The 22,874-nt window shown below is 71.2% G+C and carries 22 protein-coding genes and 1 pseudogene; 15 read left to right on the forward strand and 8 right to left on the reverse strand.

The window, feature by feature from the left end; all coding sequences use genetic code 11:
- The first annotated feature begins 10 nt into the window (after positions 1-10).
- A complete protein-coding gene (locus tag ACLE50_RS15130; protein WP_410944183.1) occupies positions 11-1,057 on the forward strand; it encodes an iron-siderophore ABC transporter substrate-binding protein in 1,047 nt (348 codons plus the stop codon).
- A 182-nt stretch (positions 1,058-1,239) separates the two neighbouring features.
- Positions 1,240-2,163 carry an iron-siderophore ABC transporter substrate-binding protein gene (locus ACLE50_RS15135; protein WP_410944184.1) on the forward strand — a complete coding sequence of 308 codons (924 nt, stop codon included), beginning with the start codon at positions 1,240-1,242 and terminating at the stop codon, positions 2,161-2,163.
- 471 nt (positions 2,164-2,634) lie between these two features.
- On the opposite strand, the gene ACLE50_RS15140 is transcribed toward ACLE50_RS15135, so the two are convergent.
- The 3 genes and pseudogenes from ACLE50_RS15140 to ACLE50_RS15150 form a co-directional block, all read right to left on the reverse strand.
- On the reverse strand, positions 2,635-3,237 hold the full coding sequence (locus ACLE50_RS15140) for a hypothetical protein (RefSeq protein WP_410944185.1): 603 nt from the start codon (positions 3,235-3,237) through the stop codon (positions 2,635-2,637).
- Positions 3,238-3,340: 103 nt separating this feature from the next.
- Positions 3,341-4,599 (reverse strand): annotated as a pseudogene (locus ACLE50_RS15145) (IS256 family transposase).
- 641 nt (positions 4,600-5,240) lie between these two features.
- Positions 5,241-5,558, reverse strand: a complete 318-nt coding sequence (locus ACLE50_RS15150; RefSeq protein ID WP_410944186.1) for a hypothetical protein — start codon at positions 5,556-5,558, stop codon at positions 5,241-5,243.
- 173 nt (positions 5,559-5,731) lie between these two features.
- Here ACLE50_RS15150 and ACLE50_RS15155 point away from each other — a divergent pair, with 173 nt between their 5' ends.
- The 5 genes from ACLE50_RS15155 to ACLE50_RS15175 all read left to right on the forward strand — a co-directional run bounded on the left by ACLE50_RS15155 (position 5,732) and on the right by ACLE50_RS15175 (position 9,825).
- Positions 5,732-6,169, forward strand: a complete 438-nt coding sequence (locus tag ACLE50_RS15155) for a hypothetical protein (protein ID WP_410944187.1) — start codon at positions 5,732-5,734, stop codon at positions 6,167-6,169.
- Positions 6,170-6,479: 310 nt separating this feature from the next.
- On the forward strand, positions 6,480-7,439 hold the full coding sequence (locus ACLE50_RS15160; RefSeq protein ID WP_410944188.1) for an ABC transporter substrate-binding protein: 960 nt from the start codon (positions 6,480-6,482) through the stop codon (positions 7,437-7,439).
- A complete protein-coding gene (locus tag ACLE50_RS15165; RefSeq protein ID WP_410944189.1) occupies positions 7,436-8,524 on the forward strand; it encodes a FecCD family ABC transporter permease in 1,089 nt (362 codons plus the stop codon). Before ACLE50_RS15160 ends, ACLE50_RS15165 begins: the two co-directional genes overlap by 4 nt.
- Entirely contained in the window at positions 8,521-9,327 is an 807-nt protein-coding gene (locus tag ACLE50_RS15170; RefSeq protein WP_410944190.1) for an ABC transporter ATP-binding protein, read from the forward strand. The genes ACLE50_RS15165 and ACLE50_RS15170 overlap by 4 nt, the downstream gene beginning before the upstream one ends.
- A 141-nt stretch (positions 9,328-9,468) precedes the next feature.
- A complete protein-coding gene (locus ACLE50_RS15175; protein WP_410944191.1) occupies positions 9,469-9,825 on the forward strand; it encodes a TraR/DksA family transcriptional regulator in 357 nt (118 codons plus the stop codon).
- Here ACLE50_RS15175 and ACLE50_RS15180 read toward each other — a convergent pair.
- The gene (locus ACLE50_RS15180; RefSeq protein ID WP_410944192.1) at positions 9,782-11,104 is read right to left on the reverse strand and encodes an MFS transporter; all 1,323 of its coding nucleotides are present in this window, start codon (positions 11,102-11,104) and stop codon (positions 9,782-9,784) included. The two genes, ACLE50_RS15175 and ACLE50_RS15180, sit on opposite strands and share 44 nt — an antisense overlap.
- Entirely contained in the window at positions 11,101-11,736 is a 636-nt protein-coding gene (locus tag ACLE50_RS15185; protein WP_410944193.1) for a DUF3159 domain-containing protein, read from the reverse strand. Before ACLE50_RS15185 ends, ACLE50_RS15180 begins: the two co-directional genes overlap by 4 nt.
- Positions 11,737-11,879: 143 nt before the next feature.
- Here ACLE50_RS15185 and ACLE50_RS15190 point away from each other — a divergent pair, with 143 nt between their 5' ends.
- Positions 11,880-12,422 (forward strand): hypothetical protein, encoded by a 543-nt coding sequence (locus ACLE50_RS15190; protein WP_410944194.1) that lies wholly within the window; start codon positions 11,880-11,882, stop codon positions 12,420-12,422.
- A gap of 129 nt (positions 12,423-12,551) precedes the next feature.
- Here the strand turns inward: ACLE50_RS15190 and ACLE50_RS15195 are convergent, their stop codons facing one another.
- On the reverse strand, positions 12,552-13,958 hold the full coding sequence (locus ACLE50_RS15195) for an MFS transporter (protein WP_410944195.1): 1,407 nt from the start codon (positions 13,956-13,958) through the stop codon (positions 12,552-12,554).
- An 80-nt stretch (positions 13,959-14,038) separates the two neighbouring features.
- Here ACLE50_RS15195 and ACLE50_RS15200 point away from each other — a divergent pair, with 80 nt between their 5' ends.
- From ACLE50_RS15200 to ACLE50_RS15225, 6 genes are all read left to right on the forward strand, one after another.
- The gene (locus tag ACLE50_RS15200) at positions 14,039-14,470 is read left to right on the forward strand and encodes a MarR family winged helix-turn-helix transcriptional regulator (protein WP_410944196.1); all 432 of its coding nucleotides are present in this window, start codon (positions 14,039-14,041) and stop codon (positions 14,468-14,470) included.
- A gap of 325 nt (positions 14,471-14,795) precedes the next feature.
- Positions 14,796-15,854, forward strand: coding sequence for a methyltransferase (locus ACLE50_RS15205; protein ID WP_410944197.1), 1,059 nt, complete (start codon positions 14,796-14,798; stop codon positions 15,852-15,854).
- A 124-nt stretch (positions 15,855-15,978) separates the two neighbouring features.
- A complete protein-coding gene (locus ACLE50_RS15210) occupies positions 15,979-16,713 on the forward strand; it encodes an FHA domain-containing protein (protein ID WP_410944198.1) in 735 nt (244 codons plus the stop codon).
- Positions 16,710-18,620 carry a serine/threonine-protein kinase gene (locus ACLE50_RS15215; protein WP_410944199.1) on the forward strand — a complete coding sequence of 637 codons (1,911 nt, stop codon included), beginning with the start codon at positions 16,710-16,712 and terminating at the stop codon, positions 18,618-18,620. Before ACLE50_RS15210 ends, ACLE50_RS15215 begins: the two co-directional genes overlap by 4 nt.
- Before the next feature lie 108 nt (positions 18,621-18,728).
- Positions 18,729-19,292 carry a hypothetical protein gene (locus tag ACLE50_RS15220; RefSeq protein ID WP_410944200.1) on the forward strand — a complete coding sequence of 188 codons (564 nt, stop codon included), beginning with the start codon at positions 18,729-18,731 and terminating at the stop codon, positions 19,290-19,292.
- Positions 19,293-19,421: 129 nt separating this feature from the next.
- Complete coding sequence (locus ACLE50_RS15225) at positions 19,422-19,901, forward strand: acyl-CoA thioesterase (RefSeq protein ID WP_458788559.1); 480 nt, start codon at positions 19,422-19,424, stop codon at positions 19,899-19,901.
- Between the two features lie 7 nt (positions 19,902-19,908).
- On the opposite strand, the gene ACLE50_RS15230 is transcribed toward ACLE50_RS15225, so the two are convergent.
- Complete coding sequence (locus tag ACLE50_RS15230) at positions 19,909-20,586, reverse strand: VOC family protein (protein ID WP_410944201.1); 678 nt, start codon at positions 20,584-20,586, stop codon at positions 19,909-19,911.
- Positions 20,587-20,648: 62 nt separating this feature from the next.
- Here ACLE50_RS15230 and ACLE50_RS15235 point away from each other — a divergent pair, with 62 nt between their 5' ends.
- The gene (locus ACLE50_RS15235) at positions 20,649-21,752 is read left to right on the forward strand and encodes a hypothetical protein (RefSeq protein WP_410944202.1); all 1,104 of its coding nucleotides are present in this window, start codon (positions 20,649-20,651) and stop codon (positions 21,750-21,752) included.
- A gap of 39 nt (positions 21,753-21,791) precedes the next feature.
- Here ACLE50_RS15235 and ACLE50_RS15240 read toward each other — a convergent pair whose 3' ends face one another.
- Positions 21,792-22,823, reverse strand: a complete 1,032-nt coding sequence (locus tag ACLE50_RS15240; protein ID WP_410944203.1) for a 6-phosphofructokinase — start codon at positions 22,821-22,823, stop codon at positions 21,792-21,794.
- Positions 22,824-22,874: the final 51 nt, after the last annotated feature.

A 22,874-nucleotide genomic window follows, 5' to 3' on the forward strand; every position in this document is an offset into this window, starting at 1 on the left:
GGTGTGGCTGGTGCGGGCAAGACTGGTGTGGGGGCTCCTGGCGGCGGTGCTGTTCGTCGCGGGAGCGGCGTGCGGTACCGGCGGATCCGAGTCCAGCGGATCCGGCGGAGCGTCGCCGGGCTTCCCGGCCACGGTGACGCACAAGCTCGGCTCGACCACGGTCCCAGCGCCTCCGCAGCGTGTGGTGACGGTCGGGCTGCGGGACGCGGACTTCGCGCTGGCGCTCGGCGTCAAGCCGGTAGGGGTCGCTCAGTGGTTCGAGGGCTACCCGAACGGCCGCGGCCCGTGGGCGGAGCAGGCCGCGGCGGGCAGTACGCCGCAGATCGTGGCCACCGCGGACGGCCCGAACCTCGAGGCGATCGCGGCGCTGCACCCGGACCTGATCCTGAACGTCTACTCCACGACCGACAAGGCCGTGTACGACAAGCTGTCGCAGATCGCGCCGACGGTGAACGCGCCGCCGAACACCGAGGACTACGCGCTGTCCTGGCAGGAGCAGTTCAAGCAGACCGGCGCCGCGCTCGGCAAGCCGGACGAGGCCGCCCGGATCACCGCGGACGTCGAGGGCCGGATCGCGCAGGCCAAGGCCGCGCACCCCGAGTTCCAGAACAAGACGATCGTCTACGGTGGACTGACCGGTGACCCCGGCGTCTACACCTCCACCGACCAGCGCGGGCGCTTCCTCACCGCACTCGGCTTCCGGGTGCCGCCGGAGATCGACTCCAAGGCGACCGCGGACAGCGCGTTCTTCGCGTCGTTGAGCCCGGAGAACTTCGCGCTCCTGGACACGGACGTCGCCATCCTGATCGGGCCCACGAACAACCCGACCGAGGCGACCCGGCTGCAGCCGCTGTACCGGCAGCTGCGCAACGTCCAGCAGGGCCGCGCGATCTTCCTCGACGAGCTCCGGGGCCAGTGGTCCGGCGCGCTGTCGTTCAACAGCCCGCTGAGCCTGCCCTACGTCCTGGACACGTTCGTCCCGGCCCTGTCCGCCGCGGCCGACGGGAACCCGGCGACACCGGTCCCGACCGAGCCGGCCGTCGGCCCCGCACGCTGAGTGTCCGGCCGGCGGCACGGCGCCAGAAGGCGATGAGACGAATGGGGACCGCGCCGGTGTCACGCCGGCTGCGGATGACCGGCGCGGCGTTCGCGGCGGTGGTGTTGGCGGGGGTGCTCGCGGCGTGCGGGTCCGGTGAGTCGTCGGGCGGGGCGTCGTCCGGGGCCGGGGGTGCGTTTCCGGTGACCATTGCGCACAAGTTCGGCTCCACCGAGATCCCGGCCGAGCCGAAGCGTGTGGTGACGCTCGGGTACACCGATCAGGACCCGGTCATGGCGCTCGGCGTGGTCCCGGTCGGTACCACCGAGTGGTACGGCGAGTATCCCGGTGCGTTGTGGCCCTGGGCGAAGGAGAAGCTGGGTTCCGCCCCGCTGCCGGCCGTTCTGCCCACGGCAGACACTGTTCCGGTCGAGCAGGTCGCGGCGTTGAAGCCGGATCTGATCCTGAGCCTGTACGGCGGTCTGACGCAGGCCGACTACGACCTGCTCTCCCGGATCGCTCCGACCGTGGCCCAGCCGCAGGGTGTGCAGGACTACGGGATCCCGTGGGACGAGCAGACCCGGATCGTCGGGAAGGCGCTCGGCCGCTCGGAGCGGGCCGAGCAGATGATCGGCGACGTCCGGGCGAAGATCGACCGGACGAAGGCTGCGCACCCGCAGTGGGCCGGTAAGAAGGTGATCACCGCCGGCTGGTTCAAGGAGCAGTGGTATGTCTACTCGTCGAAGGATCCGCGTGGAGAGCTGCTGACCGAGCTCGGGATGACCGTGCCGGCGGAGTTCGACCGTCTCGCCGGGGACAAGTTCGGCTCCTACATCAGCTTGGAGCGGGCGGACCTGCTCGACGTCGACGGCATCGTCTGGGTCACGTTCGCCGACGGTGAGGAGGCGGCGATCAAGTCCAGCCCCGGCTACGCCCAGGGTCCGGTGGTCAAGCAGGGGCGTGCGCTCTACATCTCCTCCGAGGGCCGCAACAACCTGGATCCGATGACCGGCTACATCACTGTGCTCAGCCTGCCGCGGCTGCTCGACGCGCTGCCGCCGCAGCTCGACGCCGTGCTCGACGGCAACCCCGCGACCACTCCGCCCGCGGTGGCTCCGTCGTCCTGAGTGCCGTCCTGAGTCCGTCACTCCGGCCCGGCCCTGTCGACGCCGGGCCGGGGTGGTCGTCACCGGAGAGGCGGCGCGCCACCAGTACGGACGGGTGCGACGACGCCCATGACGGCCTTGACCACTCCGCCTGTGGGGGCCGGATTGAGGTGGCCACGGTCGAAGGGGCGCTGCGTTCTCGGTGTCGCAGGTGGCGCCGCACGAATCTGGTCGGGATCTTTCCCGGCCGCGACGCGACCCGTGGTCGGAACCGTGCTCGCCGAACCATTCGACGACTAGGAGGGAGACTGTCGCTACCTCGGGTCTCAACGTCTCGACTCGAGCCGTGCATCGCTACCGACGCGCAATGAGCCCTGACGAGGCAGCCAATCAATCCGACGATCTCGGATTCGCGCCAGCTTCACCGTGACGTGTCAGACGGCGCAAACCCGCGCCTCAAGACTTTAGCTTGGCCGGTCGACGCAAGACCCTCTAATTCGGTGCGACTTCACTGTATGCGATGCGTGCGGTAGCGGTAAACTGGTCGGTTGATAGATGAATCTGATCGACCTGACCGTTTAATTCGGCTACATCTTGCTGGGTGTCGTCTTCCTCCACTGCTGACAAGTACTTCTCTAGACCACCGTAGGCCGCTGATAGCTGCTTGGCGCGGTCGGAACTGTCTTTTGGTCCGACGATCTCGACTCTGGATGCTGCGGCTGAGATCTCTCGAATCGACGCTCGGATCGGAGCAACGAGCGACCGTACCTCGCGGTACTCATCGATCGTCAAGCTTGTGCTGAGGAGGCTGTTCGATTGACCAGGGTAGTGTATCCGTGGCTCTCCTGACGAGTAGAATGTCAGGCGCCGATTCAATTGTTCTACCAAGCCTCGTCCAGTCTGCTCTTTATTGAGCAGTTCAAAATAAGCGTCACCTCTTTCTTTTCTAATATCCCTGGCTGTGGCGTCTATCGACTGGCCCTTGGACGCGTCGAATTGGATGATGGCTGAAGCTATCGCCGCAAGAGCTGCCACTGCTGCGGCAATTAGTGTTGCCCGCGCCTCTCGCCTGTTTGCTGAGTCTGCCTGTTTCATTGCCTCAACTCGTTTCCTTGGGGGCGCCACCTCGTTTTGCACAGTTCATCTTGGATGGAATCCCACTCCTCAGGTCGGGGGCACGGCTAGGTCGTTGACTCACTTACGGCGTTGACATAAGTCGGGTTTGACCGAATTCGTGACTGTGTCCGCTGGTGGCGCTTGTTCGGCGGTGTGCTGCAATAGAAGCCCGACCAGCCTGGACCTGCGCATCGGCGTGGCGACGGTCTTGTGGGGCACGATCCCGCCCTCGGCTCAGGACGGGCTCGGCCTGCACCCATGGCGTGGCGCGGGTACGCCGGGATGCCTCGTTGGTGGCAGTGATCTGGTCGATGCGAGCCACGCCTGGCGGAATGACTCGCCCCGAAGGGCGCGCCGAGCGTCCTAGAGGTCCGACGGTTGGGAGGGCGCACTCCCGCGCAAAGTGCCCCGAGGCCGGTTTGAGGATCTCGACCGCGGCCTCGAGTGTCCGATTGCGGCGGCGCAGATCGACCAGCTCGGCCTGCTCGCCGGAGTTTAGGACTTCGGCGCGGCCAGTATGGACGTCGTCGACGGCCATCCACTGCCGCAGGTGCACCACGCAGTGCTGCACCGTCGCCAGGGGGCAGACCTGGGAGATCGCCGCTGGCAGGCCCTTGAGCCCGTCGCAGGCCGCGATGCACACGTCGGCGACACCGCGGTTACGGAGTTCGGAGAGCACGCCCGTCCAGTGTTTGGCGCCTTCTCCGCCTGTGCCGCCCCAGATCCTGAGCACGTCTCGTTCCCCTTGCAGTTGATGCCGAGTACGACATAGATCGGTCGGTTGGCGACCTGGCCGTCACGGATCTTGACGTGCAGCGCGTCGACGAACACCACGGGATACACGCGGTCCAGAGGCCGGCTCTGCCAGGCGACGAGTTCCTCGACGACCTTGTCGGTGACCTTCGAAACCAGCTCCCGCGACACACTGGTGCCATAGATCTCGCCCGGGTGGGCGGCGATCTCGCCGGTGGTCAGCCCCTTCGCGTACAGGCTGATGATCGCCTCGTCGAAGCCCTCGTCGAAGCCCTCGACGAAGCCCTCGACCCGGCGGGCGTGCTCGGGCACGATCTGAGGCGAGAGCGTCCCCGCCCGGTCCCGCGGAACTTTGAGCTCGACTGGCCCGACCTCGGTGCGCACCGTCTTCGGCGAGCTCCCGTTGCGGTGGTTGTTGTCGCGCGACGCGGAGCGGTCGCCGGGTTCATAGCCCAGGTGCTCAGTCATCTCGGTGTCCAGTGCGGTCTGCAAGACCGTGCGGGTCACCCCGGCCAATAGGCCGTCCGGGCCGACCAGTGAGGCCCCCGACCGCCGGGCCTTCTCGATCAACTCCTGGGCCAGTTGCACGTCCAAGCCCGCCGCCTGCGTCGGGTGCTGGTCATCGGCAGCGGTCTCCGCCGTGGTGTCGTTGTCGGTCAACGATGATCCTTCCAGGCCGAAGCTGCCGCTTCAGCCTGCCGGATCACCGGCCCACACACGATCTTTCTGACAGGCCCGACTGGGACCGGATCTTCCAGCTCGGTGTTGATCCGCTCGCCAGGTTCGTGGCGGCGGGTGTGCGCAGCGTTGACGTCATTGCCTGTGAATTGGGTCAGTTGCGCGGCGCCGCCAGGATCCAGCAGACACTGCGGCCGAGCGTGACACGCCGTGTGACACGAGATGTCGGTGAACGGTGTTGTCCCGGATGCCTCAGCTCCCGGTAAAGCAGCTGTTGTCGCAGGTAGAGGCGCCGGAGGAGAGCCGCGAACTTCCTTCCAAACTGGCTACGCGGGTTCGATTCCCGTCGCCCGCTCCATGGTCCGACCAGGGGTTTCGTGGTCCGGCGCGCGGTCGGCCGACGGGCTCGTGACACGAATGCCGTCGGTGTTCGGTGTCACGACTCATCTCCAGCTACGGCCCGCGGGGTCTCAGAAGGCTCCGGGCCCGCTCTACGGAGTCGGCCCAGCAACTTCTCTTGGCAGGATCCGGTCGCACACAGAACCGTGACGTCACCGCTGGGGCCTGAGGTCCCGCTCGATCTGGCCCAGCAGGCGTTGGTCGCCCTCACGTTCCTTCACGAGGATCTCGTGGTGTCGGAGCACGTCGGCGAGCCAGTCGGGGTCGATGTCGGGGTCCTGGGAGGCGGCGTCGATGAGCCGGCTCGAGGCGTTGATCGCGGTGTCCCGGATCTTGACCCGTTGTTCGGCGAGGTAGAGCTGCCGCTCGAGGGTGTCGGCGGCGTCGTGACCGCAGCTCCAACGCCACAGGTCGAGGCGTTCACACGCGTCCTCGTAGTCGTTCCACTCCGCGTCCAGGGCGTCGTTCACGAACCGATTCTGCCGAGAGCCGGAGGGCGTGTCATGACGCTGTTCGTCGCAACGTTCGGGAAGCGGCGTCCGGAACGATCGCCTGCGGCCGCGCGGTCCGCGGCGCCTCCCGACGAGGGGCTCCGTAGTTCCGCCCATGCGCGCCGCCCTCGACGACACGCACGATGCATCGGATGACGGACACACAGACCACTCCCACGCCGCGCTGGACGATCGCGCTGCTCGTGCCCGCCATCGGGGCGGCGGTCGCCGTGGCCGCCCTGATCTGGTCCGCCCAACCGTGGCGGGACGGAGCGGCGTCGCTGCTGGGCCCGTTCTCCTTGTTCATGTTCGGCTTCGCAGTGCTGCCTCATGCCCTGGTCGCGTCGGCGCTGGCCTTCGGGCGTCACCGGGGGAAGTTGTGGTGGACGGCGCTGGTCTACAGCGTGCTCAGCACGGTCGGGGGAGTCCTGATGGATGTCCGGATCCTCACCAGTAACAGCTCGACCGCGGCTCTCGGGTACCTGTTCCTGCCCGCTTACCAGCTGGTCGGCGTGTTGCTGGCGATGCTGGTCGTGCTCCTGATCGCCTGCGGGGCGCCCCCGCAGCGCTCCCACGGCCCCGGTGCCTGACGCTGTGGTGAACCCGCTCGCCCACCTGCCTGCTTCCGGCAACAACATGACCGTCGTGGTGGCCTCGCTGGTGGTCGACTATGCGTTTCTGGCCCCGGGGGAGGTATCCCACCGGCCCTTGGCGGACCTGGACGGTATGACCGACCCGACAAAAGCTGAACACTTGCTCATGCGTTCTGCCCGTCCCTAGAGTTCGTCCCCCGACTACGTGTGCAGTGCAGGGGAGGCGACGGTGTCGGGTTCTCAGACGACCACCGGTCCGGTCGGGTGCGATCGGTGGCTACGGACGGGCCCGCTGACGAGGCGCGGGGTGCTGCTCGCGGCCGTGGCGCTCTCGGCCGGATGCGCCGCGTCGCCCTCCGCCAAGGCTCCACCGGCCGCCGGCGCGGCGCCGGGGTTCCCGCTGACGATCGACAACTGTGGGGTCGAGGTTCGCCTCGACGCTCCCCCGCAGCGGGTCGTCACCATCCACCAGCACCCGGCGGAGATCATGTACGCGCTGGGGCTGGAGCGGTCGATGGTCGGTACCGCCTACCCGGACAACCCCTACCTGCCGCAGTTCGCCGCCGCGAACGCTTCGGTGCCGCAGCTCGCCGAGCAGAGCCCGTCGTTCGAACAGGTTCTCAGCGCCCAGCCGGACCTGGTCTACGGCGGCTACAAGTCGGCGTTCTCCGCCGACAAGGGGACGGCCCGGGAGACCTACCAGCAGGCCGGGATCGCCACCTATCAGAACACGGAGGCCTGCACCTCACCCGTCACGATGGACACCGTCTGGTCGGAGATCCGCACGGTCGCAAGGATGTTCGGCGTCCCCGACCGCGGCGAGGCCCTCGTCGTCGACCTGCAGCGGCAGGTCGACGCGGCCACCGCCCGGGTCGCCGGAGTGCCGCCGGTGAGCGTGTTCGTCTACGACAGCGGCGAGGAGACCGCCTACACCGCCGGCGGTCGCGGGATCAGCAACGACGTGATCTCCAGAGCCGGTGGGCGCAACGTGTTCGGTGACCTGGATCGGCTCTTCGGGGACGTGTCCTTCGAGCAGGTCGCGCAGCGGGCGCCGAAGGTGATCATCATCTACGACTACGGCGGCGACAGGCGCGGAGTCGAGGCGAAGAAGCAGTTCCTGCTCGCGCGCCCGGAGCTGGCCGGCGTGCCGGCGGTCCGCGATCAGCGGTTCGTCACGATGACCCTGCAGGACGGTGTGGTGGGTGTCCGGCCGCCGCAGGCGGTCGAACCGCTGGCCCGCGCGCTGCACCCTGACCGGTTCCGGTGACGCACACCGGGGCACGCACCCTGGACGTCGAACTCGCACCCGGCTCGCTGTGGCGGCAGTCGGGAGTGCTGGTCGTGCTCGTGGTCGTTCTGGCCGTCTCGATCACGGCGGGGGTGTCGTTGGGATCGGTCACGATCCCCGCCGGTCAGGTCTGGTCCACCTTCGCCGCGGCCGTGACCGGAGGACGGATCGAGCCGACGGGACCGCCGTTCGTGCAGGTCATCGTGACCCGGAGCCGCTTTCCGCGTGTGCTGCTCGCGGTCGTGGTCGGTGCCGGGCTCGCGGTCGTCGGTGCGGCGCTGCAGGCGCTGGTGCGCAACATGCTCGCCGATCCGTTCCTGCTCGGAGTCTCTTCCGGTGCGTCGGTCGCGGCGGTGCTCGTCATCGTCGCCGGCGTTCCGGCGGTGCTCGGCCTCACCACCCCGTTCGCGGCGTTCCTCGGGGCGTTGGGGGCGCTGCTGGTCGTGTACACGATGTCCCGGTCGGGCGGACAGGTCACCCCGACCCGGCTCGTGCTCTCCGGGGTCGCGGTCGCCTATGTCCTGTCCGCGCTGACCAGCCTCCTGCTGATCACAACGCCGCGCACGGACGTGGCCCGTGAGGTGCTCTCCTGGCTGCTCGGTGGGCTCGGGCGGGCGAACTGGGACCTGCTGTGGCTGCCCGCGATCGCCGTCGTCATCGGTGTCTCACTCCTGCTGACCCAGGCGCGGTCGTTGAACCTGCTGCTCGTCGGGGACGAGGCGGCCTCGACGATGGGGCTCGACGTGGCGCGCTTCCGGGCGTGGATGTTCGTGCTGACATCTCTGGTCACCGGGGTACTGGTCGCGGTGTCCGGACCGATCGGCTTCGTCGGGCTGATCGTCCCGCACGCGGTCCGGATGGTCGTCGGCAGCGACCACCGCCGCCTGCTCCCCGCCGCGGCGCTCACCGGGGCCTCGTTCCTGATCTGGGCCGACATCGCCGCCCGTACCGTCGCGGCTCCGATCGAGGTGCCGGTCGGGGTGCTGACCTCGCTGTGCGGCGGTCCCTTCTTCCTGTGGCTCGTACGGCGCGAGGCCCGTCGTGGCACACGGAGCAGCGGATGAGGGAACCGGCCGGTGTCGTGCTCACCGACCTCTCCGTCGATCTCGCAGGGCGGACGGTCGTCGACGACGTGTCGCTGACCGTCGCGCCGGGGCGGACGCTGTGCCTGGTAGGCCCGAATGGCAGCGGCAAATCGACCCTGCTCCGCGCCCTGCTGCGGATCCTGCCCGTACGGCGCGGCACGGTCCTGCTCGACGGTCGCCCCACCGCGGATTTTTCCGCCCGGGAGTTCGCCCGCCACGTGGCCGCCGTCCTTCAGGCTCCCGGTGCCGAGTTCGACCTGTCCGTGCGCGAGGTCGTCGGCATGGGGCGTGCGCCGTTCCAGCGGCTGCTCGTGTCGAGTGAGACCGACGACGCCCGGACTGTTGCCGCCGCCCTGGCCGCGGCCGGCGTCGAGCACCTCGCCGATCGCTCCTACCGGGCCCTGTCCGGCGGCGAACGACAACGGGTCGTGATCGCGCGGGCCTTCGCCCAGAACCCGCGGCTGATCGTGCTGGACGAGCCGACCAACCACCTCGACGTGCGCCACCAGTTCGACGTGCTGAGCGCGGCGTGCCACGGCGGCGCCACCGCGGTGATAGCACTGCACGATCTGAACCTCGCCGCTCATTACGGCGACGACGTCGCCGTGCTGCACGACGGACACCTGCACGCCTATGGCTCACCCGCAGAAGTGATCACCGAGGACATGGTCCGCGAGGTCTACGGCGTCCGGTCCGAGGTCGTGCCCGACACCGATACCGGGCTGCCTCACGTCCGGTTCCGCCCGCCCCGGCGCGAGATCCGGGGAGTGAAGCCGTGGTAGCTGCCAGACGGCAGCCACCGGGGGACCGGCGTCCCCGGCCACGGTGATCGGGGGTCTGGTCGGTTTGGCGACGCAGCGGCGACCGCGTCGCGGGCCCACGGCCTGACGCGAACTGTCGGTGCCCGGCGGCATCCTGGACAGATGGACCCCACCGCCCTCGCCGCCGCCCGGGAGCGCTCCGCCGACCATGTCGCGTCGCTGCGCCGTGCGCTGGACTCGCTCGTCGAGGACCAGTCCCTGAGCAGCGCCGACGACGAGCACGATCCCGAGGGCGTCACGATCGCCGTCCAGCGCGCCCAGCTGCAGGGGCTGCTGTCTGCGGCCGAGGAGGAGCGCGACGAGCTGGACCGGGCGGCGCAGCGGATGGCCGCGGGCGACTACGGACGGTGCGCCGAGTGCGGGGGAGTCATCGGCGCCGAGCGGCTGGAGGCACTGCCCGCTGTGCGGACGTGCATCACCTGCGCGTCGCGTCCGCGGCGCCGCCGGACTGCGCGCTGAGGGCGAGCGCGACACCGTCGGGCCGCGCGGGCGGCTCCGCCGGCTCCGGCTCCCCGAGATCCCGGAAGGCCGGCACGACCAGCGCCACCAGCGCGGTCCCCGCCGCGACCGCGGCCAGCACGGCTCCGGCGACCCCGAGCCCCGACGACGACGCCAGCGCCGCCACCGGCGCCGCGGTCACCGCTGGCGCGGCGAGCAGCAGCGTGTTCTGCGCACCCAGCACCCGTCCGCGCAGCGCGTCCGGAGTGGCCTCGATCGTGAGCACCCCGAGCACCGCGCCGACCGGGGCGTTGGTGAACCCGACGAGTGCGGCCGCGCCGAGCACCAGCCATGGTGACGCCAGGCTCCCGACCAGCGCGAACCCGGTACCGAAGCCGAGCATCCCGATGACGAACCAGGTCCTTCGTCGTACCCGGTCGAGCAGCGTCGCGTAGACCACCGAGCCGGCCACGCCGCCGGCGGCGAGGGCGCTGAGCGTCAGCCCGGTCAGCGCCGCCAGGTCCTGCTCCACGAAGTAGGCGGGCAGCACGGTCGTCTGCAGAGTCGCGATCACGGCCACGAGCACTGCCGAGACCAGCGTGGCCGAGAGGACCAGCCGGTTCCGAGCGAGGAACCGCCACGACGCGGCCAGGTCGAGCCCGGCCCGCCGCAGCGCGCCTGCCGGGGCGGTCGGCTCGTCGACGGTCTCGACGCGCCCGGCCCGCGGGTCCAGCAACACGGCGGCGCACGCCGCGAGCAGGCTCGTCGACGCCGTCATCAGCAGCACCACCGACGGCGGTCCGGCGACGGCGACGGCGACGCCGCCGATCGCGGGCCCGGCCAGCAGCAGGATGTTGGACAGGTTCTCCCGCAGCGCGACGAGCCGGTCGAGCCGGCCCGGCCGCGGGTCGAGCCGCACCAGCGCCGGCAGCAGGACCTCCTGCGCGGTCATCGCGGGCACCCGGACGATCGCGCCGAACGTGCCCAGGACCAGGAACGCGGCCATGTCCAGGCCCCACAGCGTGTCGACGACGGCCAGTCCCGCGACCTCCGCGGCGACCAGCACGCCGGCGACCACCGTCACCAGCCTGCGGTCGAACCGGTCGACGATCAGTCCCGAGACCAGCCCGGTCATCGCGGACGCCGTCGTCGTCACGGTCGCCAGCACCCCGGCGGCCAGCACGTCACCGGTGCGCTGCAGGACCAGCAGCGGCAGAACCGCGGCCATCATCCCGCCGCCGAGCAGGGTCAGCCCGTAGGCGGCGAGCCAGAGCGCCGGGCTGCGCCGCAGCGTCCTCATCGGACCAGTGCCTTGGTGCTGCGCCGGAACGCCCAGACCGCGGCCAGTGCGGCCAGCAGGGTCAGCGGCAGCCCCATCACGACCCGGGCGACACCCAGGCCGCCGGTGGCCTCGGCGACGTAGAGCCACTGCTGGACCACGAAACGGGACCCGAACACCAGCGCCGCGGCCAGGGTCGCGAGGTCGTGCGCGCGCAGCACCGCGGGCGTCGAGCGCCAGTCGTGGGCGTTGTTGTGCAGGGCGTTCCAGACATAGCCGGTGAACGGCCTGCGGGCCAGCACCGACCCGAGCGCACCGACGAAGCCGGCCAGCGACAGCCAGATCCCGATCGCGAAGAAGTCGCGTGCGGACCCGGTCCAGGCGACGAGCCCGGAGGCCAGCAGGACCCCGACCAGGCTCCCGATCGCCGAGCTGAACCGCTCCCGGCGCAGCAGCCGGAAACCGAACAGCGCCAGCCCCGTCGCGACCGCCAGGCCGATGGTCAGCGGCAGCGACAGGAACGCGTTGGCGATCGCGAACACGATCACCGGGACCGTGGAGTAGACGAACCCGGAGACCCCGCCCATCTGGTCGAGCACGGTCGGGTCGGTGGGGGTGTCGTCGGTCTTCGGCTTCGGCTCGGTCATGGTCATCTCGTCCTCCCTCGTTGCTGTGATGGCCACGAGGTAAGGCCGTGCCGTTGCGGCACACTCAAGCGAGAGACGCCGTTCTGTGGCCCAGCTCACCACTCGCTTGACCGTGCCGCGACGGCACGGTGTGGGCTCGCGCCCATGACGTGGAGCACGCGGGAGATCGCCGAGCTGGCCGGCACCAGCCTGCGGGCGCCCTGCGCGCCCTCGACGCCGAGCTCGCCGCCACCGTCGAACGGCTGCAGAGGGCGCGCGTCGAGCTCACCGCGATCCTCGACCGCCGTGCGACGCCGGAGCTCCCGGCCGACATGGTGCCCGCGTCGGGAGCGTCGTTGTCGGAGGCGGACCGGTCGCTCGCGCTGCTCATGACCCGCCTGATGGGGCCGCGCAAGCTCGCGGTCTACGGCGAGCTGCTGCGCCACCGGCCGAGCGACCCGACCGACGACGAGTTCGACAACCTGCCCGGCGACGCCGGCGAGGACGTCCGGCGCGACCTCGCCGAGCGGATGGCGCCGCACGTGCGCCGGGTCCTCGGTGCGTACCCGGGTCTGCGCGATCCCGACGACGACGCGCCGCGCGGGGCCCGGGTGCTCGCCGAGACGACGGCCGCGGCGGCGCGGGAGCTGTACAACCCGGCCCAGCGCGATGTTCTGGTGCGCATGCAGGCGTTGCTGGAGAACGCGAGCTGACTCGCACCCGGCCCGGTGACCGCACACCCCTCCGCCCGTTCCCACACTCGAAATATCAGGTGTGCGAACCCCCGCGGGGGTGTGCGCCGCGGCGGAGGGGTGTGAGAGCCGGTCGGGCAGGAGCCGCCGTCACCACCGGCCGGTCATGTTCGGCAGCCGCAGCATCACCGGCACCGACGCCAGCAGGATCGCCGCGAGGACCAGGTAGCCGATCGCCTGCGTCCCGGCCGGGTCCCCGCTGCTCGACACCACCGCCGTCAGCACGGTGATCCCGGCGATCCCGCCGGACTGGCGGAACATCCCGCGCAGCCCGGACACCGCGGAGACGTGTTCGGGTGCCAGGTGCAGCCCGGCGTTGCTCGACGCCGGCGCGCCGAGCCCCATCCCGAGCCCGGTCAGGGTGGTGGAGACTGCGATCCACACGGCGGGGGAGAGCCACTCGGGTGCGGGCAGGGCCAGGACGACGAGCCCCGCGGCGACCAGCAACGAGCCCGCGACGAGCAGCGGGCGGAACCCGAGCCGGCGGATCACCACCACGCTCAGCGTCGACGCGGAGATCATCCCGAGGGCGCGGAACGTCAGCAGTCCACCCGCGACCAGCGGGTCCAGGTGGTAGCGGGTGATCGCGTACCAGGGGACGAGCGAGGCCTGCCCGAGTGCGGCGACGCCGAAGAAGAAGTTGACGACGTTGAGCGCGGTGAACGTCGGCCCCCGCAGCAGCCCGAGCGGAATCAGCGGGTTCGCGGTGCGGCCGAGGTGCCGCAGCAGCAGCCACCCGGCGAGCACCGCGACCGCACCGGCGGCCACCGCCAGCGACAGCTCGGTCGTCACGCCGAACCCGCTGCCGGTGATGCTGACCGCGACCATGCCGCCGAGCAGCAGCGCGACCACCAGGCCTGCGCCGACGCCGTCGACCCGCTCCCCGGGCGTCGGTGCGGACCGCGGCACGAGAAACCAGGCTGCGACGAACACGACGACGCCGACCGGCACGTTGACCAGGAAGATCGACCGCCAGCCGGACGTGCTGACCAGCACGCCGCCGAGGGTCGGCCCGATGATCGCGCCGATCGGGAGGATGCTGGTGAACGACGCGATCGCCCGGTCGCGGTCGGGCCCGAAGAGGTCGGAGACGATGCCGGTCACCGAGGGTAGGAACGCGCCCGCGGCGAGCCCCTGGAGCAGCCGCGCGGCCACGAGCCACCCGATCGACGGGGCGAGGCCGATCAGCACCGACATCACCGTGAACACCGCGACCGCGGTCAGGAAGACCGGCCGCCGGCCGAACTGGTCGCTCATCCGTCCCGCGAGCGGCAGGGCGATGATCTGGCCGACCATGTAGATCGACACCGTCCAGCCGGTCCACGACAGCGGCGCGGCGAGATCGGCCTGCAGCGCGGGCAGCGCCGCGGCGACCGCGGTCTGGTCGATCGACCCCATCAGCAGCGTCGCGGCGACGACGGCGAACACGATCCGCCGGTGCAGTCCGTGCGGTGGATCCGCCGGGGTGGTGGGGACGGGGGTTCCCTGGCGAAGCACGGGGGCGACCTACTCTCGGGGTGTCTGCGTACCCGGCAGGCTACTTGCTTGCCAACAAGCAATCAAATGAGGAGCAGGACGTGGAGCTGGACGCCGAAACCCTGGGACGGCTGCGGCGCGCCATCTCCAAGATCGGCCGGCTGCTGAACGAGGCCGCGACGGCCGAGGGCTTCAGCCCCGCCCAGGCGTCGGTGCTCAACATCGTCTCCGCCCGCGGCACCGTGTCGTTGTCGCAGCTCACGGCGCTGGAGGGGATGAACCCGAGCATGGTGTCGCGGATCGTCGGCAAGCTGACCGACCAGGGGCTGGTGGTGCGCAGCCAGGGCTGCGACGACCAGCGCACCGCCGTGGTGGAGTCCACGCCCGCGGGGCGGGAGCGCAGTGAGCGGATCCGCACCCGGCGCGCCGAGCGGGTCGCCGAGCTGATGGAGGACCTGGGCGACGGCGTCGCCGGGGCACTGGTGGAGGCGCTGCCGGCGCTGGAGGCGCTCGCGGCTCGCGCCGACGGGTAGGCGCCGAGTCGACAGTCTGCGCCGACCTCGGCTCCGCTAACATCGTCCGCGTGATGGGAGCGGTGGTCTGGCGAGCGTCGTCGTTCTGACGGCCGCGTACACCCGCTCGCGAGCCGTCTGACCGGCGGCGTCGCGTAGTTCTCCTCTTTCGAGCAGCGAGTTCTTGCTGCTGATGCGCCCCGGGACAGGCGGCTCCCTCCGCTTGGGGAACCCGAATATGGCGCACCACGCCGGGCCGATGCTGGCCTGGACAGAAGCCGAAACCGTCCGTCATGCCCGATGGCTCACCGCTGACGGCCGGCCTCATCCTCGTTCCGTCCGAGTCGTGGACGCCGAACTCACCGCTGATCAGGCCGTGGAGTTCGGACTACGACGGTGCGGAATGCTGTGGCGGGACGACTACAACGTCGCACTACAGGTGCTCGACGCGATGCGACGGCGACGGCGATCGCGGAGATCACACCGGCCACTGCCTGTGGCGCAAGAATTCAACCGGCGACGGCAGCATCGTGCCCATACCGCGCAGATCCTGGGGTCGTTGCTCGTCGAGCTCCAACCTGGCGGCGATCTGCGGCTGCGTCGGGCTCCGGACACCGCTGATGCTGTTCGCGAGGTCTACGGCGAGCTCGACGAGCGAGTCCTGGTCCCGCTTCAAGAACTTCTCGGCGTGCTGAACGTCCATCGTCAGAGACGCGAGGGCATTCCTATCAAGTCGCTGGGTGGCGCGCACATCCGCCCGCACTACGGGGTCTTCGCGCCGACGCGTCAGGACTATATCGACCTCGTCGGCCGAGCGCCGCTGCCTCCTGGAATCGGGAACGGGAACGGGACAGCCTTCGATATCGGCACCGGGACCGGCGTCCTGAGCGCGCTTCTCATCGCTCGCGGGGTGGGTATGGTCGTCGCCACGGACTGTCAGTCACGAGCTGTCGAATGCGCCCGCGACAATGTCGAGCGGCTCGATCTGTCCCGGCAGGTCGTCATCGAGCAACGTGACCTGTTCCCCCGGGGAAAAGCGGACCTGGTCGTCATGAACCCACCGTGGATCCCGGGGACGCCCAGGAGCGCCGTGGAGACAGGCGTTTACGACCGGCACGGCGGCATGTCCAGGCGGTTCCTGCGTGGGGTCCGCGATCACTTGAAGCCGGGCGGCGAAGCATGGCTTCTCCAGTCCACGTTGGCCGAACATCTGGGGCTTCGCAGGCAGGGGGAGCTCTCGGGACTCGTAGCGGAGACAGGTCTGCACGTCGTCGGTCTGGACGAGGCAACTCCATGCACAGCAGCACGATCGGACGAGCGGGTCAGTCGCAACGATCCGATTGCTGCCGCTCGTCGGCGGGAACGGTTGCAGCTGTGGCGGCTTGGGCCCCCGCCCGAGAGGTGAGCCACTCGCCGGTCAGCCGGTCAGATAGGCGGCCGCTGCGCCGTAACGGGATCGTGGTTCTCCGGGGTGCGCCGAGCCGATACTGTTCCCGATGATCGCAGGTCCGGGTGCCGGAGGGAGCAGGGTGGACGATCGTCGGTCGGCGGAGCACACGCTCTACCTGCAGACGCTGACGAGCGACATCACCATGCCTCCGAAGGAGGGGCGGGTCCTGCTGTTCGGGCGCAACCGGCCCGACGTCCACGTCGGTGTCGGTGAGGACGACCCGCGGGTCAGCCGCACCCACGGCCGGCTGGTGTTCTCCGACGGCAGGTGGCACCTCGAGGCGACCGGGCAGCGCCCGATCCGCTTCGCCGCCGACGGCCGCCTGCTCTACGCTGGTCAGGACCCCGTGCCGCTGCAGCCCGGCTACCTCCAGCTGCTCGCTCTCGGCTCGGCCGACCGCGAACACGTCCTGGAGCTGCGGATCAGCGGCCCCGACCACGTCGCCGCGCCCGCGCCGAACCAGGAGACGCTGGTCCGCAGCTGGCCGCTCGACGACACCGAGCACACCGTCTGTGTCGTCCTCGCCCGCCGGTACCTGCAGAACGACCCGAACCCGGTGCCGCAGTCGTGGACCCAGATCGGCGAGGAGATGCAGCACATCCAGCCCGGTGCGGGGTGGACCCGGCGCCGCGCCGAGCACACCGTCCGCGCCGTGCGCGAGCGGCTGGCCGCCGCGGGCGTGCGGGGGCTGCTGGCCGACGACGTCGAGCCGCCGGTGGGCACCCAGCTCAACGACAACCTCGTCGCCGAGCTGATCGCCACGCTGAGCATCCGGCCCGACGACCTCGAGCGTCTGGACACCGAACACCCGTGACCGGTGCCGCGCCCGCCGGCCTGGCCGAGGGCATGACCGTCGCCGGCCGCTACCGCGTCGGCGAGTGCCTGGGCGTCGGCGGGATGGGCATCGTGTTCCGGGCACGGGACACCCTGCTGGACCGGGACGTCGCGCTCAAGCAGCTCCGCGTCGAGTCCGCCGCCGTCACGGCGGGCCGCGACCCGGCCGAACGGCTGCGGCGCGAGGGCAGGCTGGCCGCGCGGCTCCACCACGGGCGGATCGTGTCGGTGTTCGACGTCGTGGAGGGACCGGCCGGGCCGCTGCTGGTCATGGAGTACGTCCCGGCCCGCAGCCTCGACGCGGTGCTCCAGGAGTCGTTCCCGATGGTCCCGGCGGCCGCCGCGCGGATCGGGGCGCAGGTCGCCGAGGCCCTCGCCGCCCTGCACGACGCCGGCGTGGTGCACCGCGACGTCAAGCCGGGCAACGTCCTGGTCTCCGACTCCGGCCCGATCAAGCTGACCGACTTCGGGATCTCCTCCTTCGCCGGGCACCACTCGCTGACCGGCTCCGCGCTGGGCACACCCGCGTACTTCGCACCGGAGGTGGCGCGCGGCGACGAACCCGGCGAGGCCGCCGACGTCTACGCCCTCGGGGCGACGCTGCGGGTGCTCACCGAGGGCGAACCGCCGTTCGGCTGGGGCGACGACCGGCCGCTCGCGCTGATCCGCCGGATCGCCGGCGAGGACGCGGTGCCCTACCCGCAGGACCGCGGGTCCTTCGGCGAGCTCGTCGCGGAGATGACCGCGGCCGACCCGGCGGCCCGGCCGTCCGCGGCGGAGGTCGCCCGGCGGCTGTGGGCACTCGCCGACCACGACGAGCCCGCCCCGGCCCCGCCGCGGAACCCGCCGGCACCGGACCAGGCCACCGTGCCGCCGTCGCAGGGTGAGCAGGGTGAGCGGCCCACCCCGCAGGCCGGGGGCCGGCGCAGGTGGGTGGTGCTCGCCGCCGTCGTGGCCGTGCTCGTCGTCCTCGGGGGTGTGGTGGCGGCACTGAGCGCCGGGCGTCCGGGTGAGCAGCAGGCCGCGGCGCCGTCGCCACCGGGCTCCGGCGGCGAGCCCGTGCCGCTGCCCGTGCTGACCGTCGGCGACCAGCGCTCGGCCGACCCCTGCCTGGTCGATCCGGCGTCGCTCGCCCGGTTCGGTACCCCGGTCCCGCTGCCCGACTACGGCAACCTCGCGTCCTGCGAGGTGGCGCTCCAGTCCCAGGGGGCCGACATCGGCTCGGTGGTGAGCCGCTACCACTCCGAGAACGACGTCCCGCGCGACGGGGACATCACCCGGCTCGGTGCGGCCACCCTGGAGCGCAAGCCGCGCGACGACAACAGTTGCGACCGCGACCTCCACCTCTCCGGCGGCGCGAAGATCACCGTCACCGGCGAGCGCGACGGGAAGAAGGCCGCCGAGCAGCTCGACCCGTGCGCGATGGCCGACGCGGGCGTCGCGTCGGCGACGTCCCGGCTCGCCGGCGGCGGCATCCTGCGTCGCCAACCGCCGCCCGGCGCGAGCCCGTTGTGGAACACCGACGCCTGTGACCTGCTGAAGCCCGCCGACCTGACCGACATCCCCGCCGCCGGGAAGAAGCCGTTCCGCGACTTCGGCGGCTGGTCGTGCGACTGGGGCACCGACGACAGCGTGCAGGTGAAGGTCTCCTTCGACCGCTACGACCACCCCGACCAGGGGCAGAAGCCGGACGGGGTCGCCTACGTCCGCACCGACGACGACGGCAGCTCCTGCAACGCCGAGGTGCCGCAACGGGACTTCGACGGCACCAACGGCCGCCAGCTCGCCGAGGTGCTGCGGGTGAAGGCCGAGGGCGGCGGCCGGTCGGCGACTCAGCTGTGCGCGATCGCGTCGAAGCTGGCGACGACCGCGCAGAAGCGCCTCTGAACTGCAGAGACGGTCCGGTCGCGGCGGCGGGGCACCCCGCGCGCCCCGCGGCCGCGACCGCGGTGGGGAGCGTGCCGGTGGTCGTCCGGGAACCCTCCCGGACGTGCCGTGATCACCTGGCGATACCCGGGCAACGAGCCCCGGTACAGGGGCATCGAGGAGATCATGATGATGAGACTACGTAGACGATCTGCGGGCGCGGCCGCGGCCGCGGTGATGGCGGGTGTCGCGCTGCTGAGCGGTGTAACGCACGGTACGGCGACTGCGGCGCCGGCTGCCGGTGGTCCAGGCACCGGGGTGACCACGACCTTCGAGGGAAAGATGTGGGCGTATCACGCAGGCTGTGCCTTCGTCCTCAGCACGGGAACGATCGGCGGGATCGATTCGCAGGGCTACAGCAACAACTGGATTCTCAAGATCGATCCGGCGAAGCCTCCGGGCGCTCCGAAGGACGCCCCGCTGGTCTCGTGCTCGTTCCGCGGGACGGTGAGCAGCCAGCCCAAGAAGCCGGGCCGGCCGGTCGTCACGAACTTCTCCGGTGACACCGGAAATGTAGCGTCCCAGAGGCGAGGCTTCAGCGGGGAGCCTTTCAGCGGAATCCGCCCGCAGTCCATCACCGTCGAGTTGTGTAAGGGCGCCGACTGTTCGGGCCCACTCACACACAAGGCGTAGCGCCCCGGAACGACGAGGCGAGCCGAGCCGGCTCCGAGCGTGTGCCCGGAGCCGGCTCGTTCGAACAACGGCGTATGGGGCGCGCCCCCGGTGGCTCATCAGGCACGATCATGGTCCAGACCATCGACTGTGAGGACCCCCGTGCTCGACGCCAACCGCCAGCGCCTGTCCATGACGGTGCTCATGACGCCGGACATGTCGAACTTCTCCGGCCACGTGCACGGTGGAGCGATCCTCAAGCTCCTCGACCAGGTCGCCTACACCTGCGCGAGCCGCTGGGCCCAGACCTACGTGGTGACGCTGTCGGTGGACCGTGTCGTGTTCCGCGAGCCGATCGGGATCGGGGAGCTCGTCACGTTCCAGGCCTCGGTGAACTACACCGGACGGTCGTCGATGGAGGTCGGGATCCGGGTGACTGCCGAGGACATCCAGCGCAACCACGTGCGGCACACCAACAGCTGCTACTTCACGATGATCGGCGTCGACGAGGACGGGCGCCCGGTCGAGGTGCGCAAGCTCGACCCGCAGACCGACGAGGAGAAGCGCCGCTGGAAGGACGCGGAGCGCCGGCGTCAGCTGCGCAAGGAGGCGGAGCAGTCGGAGGGCTGAGCGCCGCTCAGCCGTCGAGCAGCCGGAAGCCGTTGCCCTCCGGGTCGGCGAGCAGGGTGCCGTCCGGGGTCCGCCCCAGCACCGTGGCGCCGCGGGCGACGAGGTCGTCGGCGCCGGCGCCACCGACCGGCGAGACATCCCAGCGCAGCCGGTTCGGCGCGGACCGCGGCTCGGGCACCGGGGCGACGTCGATGTCCTCGAACGGCGCCCCGGGCACCCCGTGGACGTAGGTGTAGACCTGGGTGCCGTCGTCGTCGGCGTACGCCTCGGCACCGAACACCCCGGCCCACCACGTGGCGATGCGGTGATGGTCGACGGCGTCGACCTCGAGGTCCTTGAGCTGCGGCGACGTGACATCGGGGGAGACGAACACACAGAACTCGTCGCCCTCCGGGCTCTGCAGCACCGTCCACGGCAGCGCGCCGGGCTCGGTGACCCGGTGCAGCCCGGCGAAGGGCTCGAGCGACGGCGCCCGCACGTCGAGATGCGTCCGGTTCTTGACGGTCTTCGGCGCGGCCCCGCCGAGCAGGCGCAGCGTGTGCTGCGGTGTCGCACCGTGCAGGACGGCCCCGCGCGCGTCGACGGCGCCGATCTCCAGACCGAGCGTCCCGGCCCAGAACGGCGCCGCCGTCACCGGGTCGATCACGTCGAGGACGAGTCCCCGGAAGCTGATCAGCGGCGCCACGAAGCCGACCCTAGAGGCGGCCCGCCGCACGTGTCGCCGGGAAAACCGGTAGAGGTAGCAGCATGTCGTTCACCGGACAGCTGCGCGACGGCGTGCTCGCGGCCTGGTGCGCGGAGCACCTGCCCGGCACCGGCGACGCGGTGCGTGCACTCGGGCGGGCCACCGCGGGCGTCACGCCACTGCGGCCCGACGGCGCCACCGGCGCCCGGCACTGGGCGCAGGTCGGGGAGGTCGTCAGCAGCCGGCTGTCCGCGCTGGTCCAGGACGCCGCGCCGTACGCGTCGTTGCTCGGGTTCGGCGCGAGCGGGCTCGCCTCGCCGCAGGCGCTGAACCGGATCTCCGGCGGCTACCCGGCGCAGGCCGCGGTGCTCGCCGAGGAACCCGAGCTGGTCCCGGTCGCGCTCGGCGTGCACCCGACCCCGAGCGACGTGGTCGCGCTGCCCGTCCCGCGGCACGCGCCGCCGGAGCGCTGGTGGGGCGACGCCGTGCTCGCCGACCTCGCGGCGAGCGAGCGCGACCGGCGCCGCCGCGACGCCCCGACCGGCACCGTCGGCGACGACGACACCGAACGTGGCCTGGCCCGCGACCACCACGTGTGGACCCTCGGCGAGGACTGCTACCGCTCCGGCGCGGTCCCGCGGCCGCTGGCGGCCTACGCCGACCGCACCGGGAGTCCGGGCGTCGAGCAGCTGCGCGGGCTCGCACCCCGCGCCGTGGTCGACGACGCGGCCGCCGTCGTCGGCCGCGTCGCGACCTCGGACACGCTGGCGCAGTGGCGATCCTGGGCCGGTGACCCGCCGCCCGGGCAGGCACTCGGCTACGCCGCGCCCGTGCTGTGGCCGCGCTGGGCCGAGGCCGACCTGCTCGTCGGCGACACACTCGTCGAGGTCAAGACGGTGCTGCGCGCGGACCAGAAACAGCGCAGCGCGCAGTGGCTGTGCCAGCTGCTCGGCTACGCCTGGCTCGACGACGGCGACCGGTGGGGCATCCGGCACGTCGCCTTCTACCTGGCCCGGCACGGCGTCGTCGTCCACTGGACGGTCGACGAGCTCGCCGCCCTGCTGGTCGGCGACCCCGCGCGGGTCGGTGCGGTCCGCGCGGACTTCCGGGCGGTGGCCCGGCGGGCGGCCGGCGCCGAGGGCGCCCCGCCGCTGCCGCCGGTCTGAGTGCTCCGCCCGGTCCAGCCTGCCCGACCGCTGACCGCGCTAGCCGCCGAAGAACACCTGCGCCGCCGCGTACTCCCGCGGCCCGACGAGCTTGAGCTCACCGGTCCCCTCGACCAGCGGCACCCGCACGACGTCGGCGCCGCGCAGCGCCACCATCACCCCGAACTCGCCGTCGGCGACGGCGTCGATCGCCTCCAGCCCGAACCGGGTCGCGAGCCAGCGGTCGAACGCCGTCGGCGTCCCGCCGCGCTGCACGTGCCCGAGCACCACGGCGCGGGCCTCGGCCCCGGTGCGGTGCTCGATCTCCGCGGCGAGCCGGTCGCCGATGCCACCGAGCCGGACGTGGCCGAACGCGTCGAGCTCGCCGGACTGCAGCGTCATCCCGGTCCCGTCGGCCGGGACGGCGCCCTCGGACACGACCAGGACCGGCGCGAACTGCGACTCGAAGCGCTGCTTGACCAGCTCGCAGACCTCGTCGATGTCGAAGGGCTGCTCGGGGATGAGCACCGTGCTCGCACCGCCGGCGATCCCGGAGTGCAGCGCGATCCAGCCGGCGTGGCGACCCATGACCTCGACGACGAGCGCGCGGTGGTGCGACTCGGCGGTGGTGTGCAGCCGGTCGATCGCCTCGGTCGCGATGTTGACCGCGGTGTCGAAGCCGAACGTGAAGTCGGTGCCGGACAGGTCGTTGTCGATCGTCTTCGGCACCCCGACGACGTGCACGCCGAGGTCGGCGAGCTTCGTCGCCACCCCGAGGGTGTCCTCGCCGCCGATCGCGACGAGCGCGTCGACGCCGGCTGCGGCGAGGTTGTCGGTGATCCGCTCGACGCCGCCGTCGACGGAGAACGGGTTGGTCCGCGACGACCCGAGGATCGTCCCGCCGCGGGGGAGGATGCCGCGGCACTCCTCGATCCCGAGCGGCATCGTGAGCCCCTCCAGCGGTCCCTTCCAGCCGTCGCGGAAGCCGACGAACTCGACGTCGTGCTCCTTGACGCCCTTCCGGACCAGCGCCCGGATCACCGCGTTCAGCCCGGGGCAGTCCCCACCCCCGGTCAGTACTCCGACGCGCATCGGTATCCCCTTCCCACCGCGGCAGCAGAAACGCCCTCACGCTAGTCACCG

Origin of the sequence: Pseudonocardia phyllosphaerae, from assembly GCF_046546475.1 — a bacterium.
Lineage (GTDB): Bacteria > Actinomycetota > Actinomycetes > Mycobacteriales > Pseudonocardiaceae > Pseudonocardia > Pseudonocardia phyllosphaerae.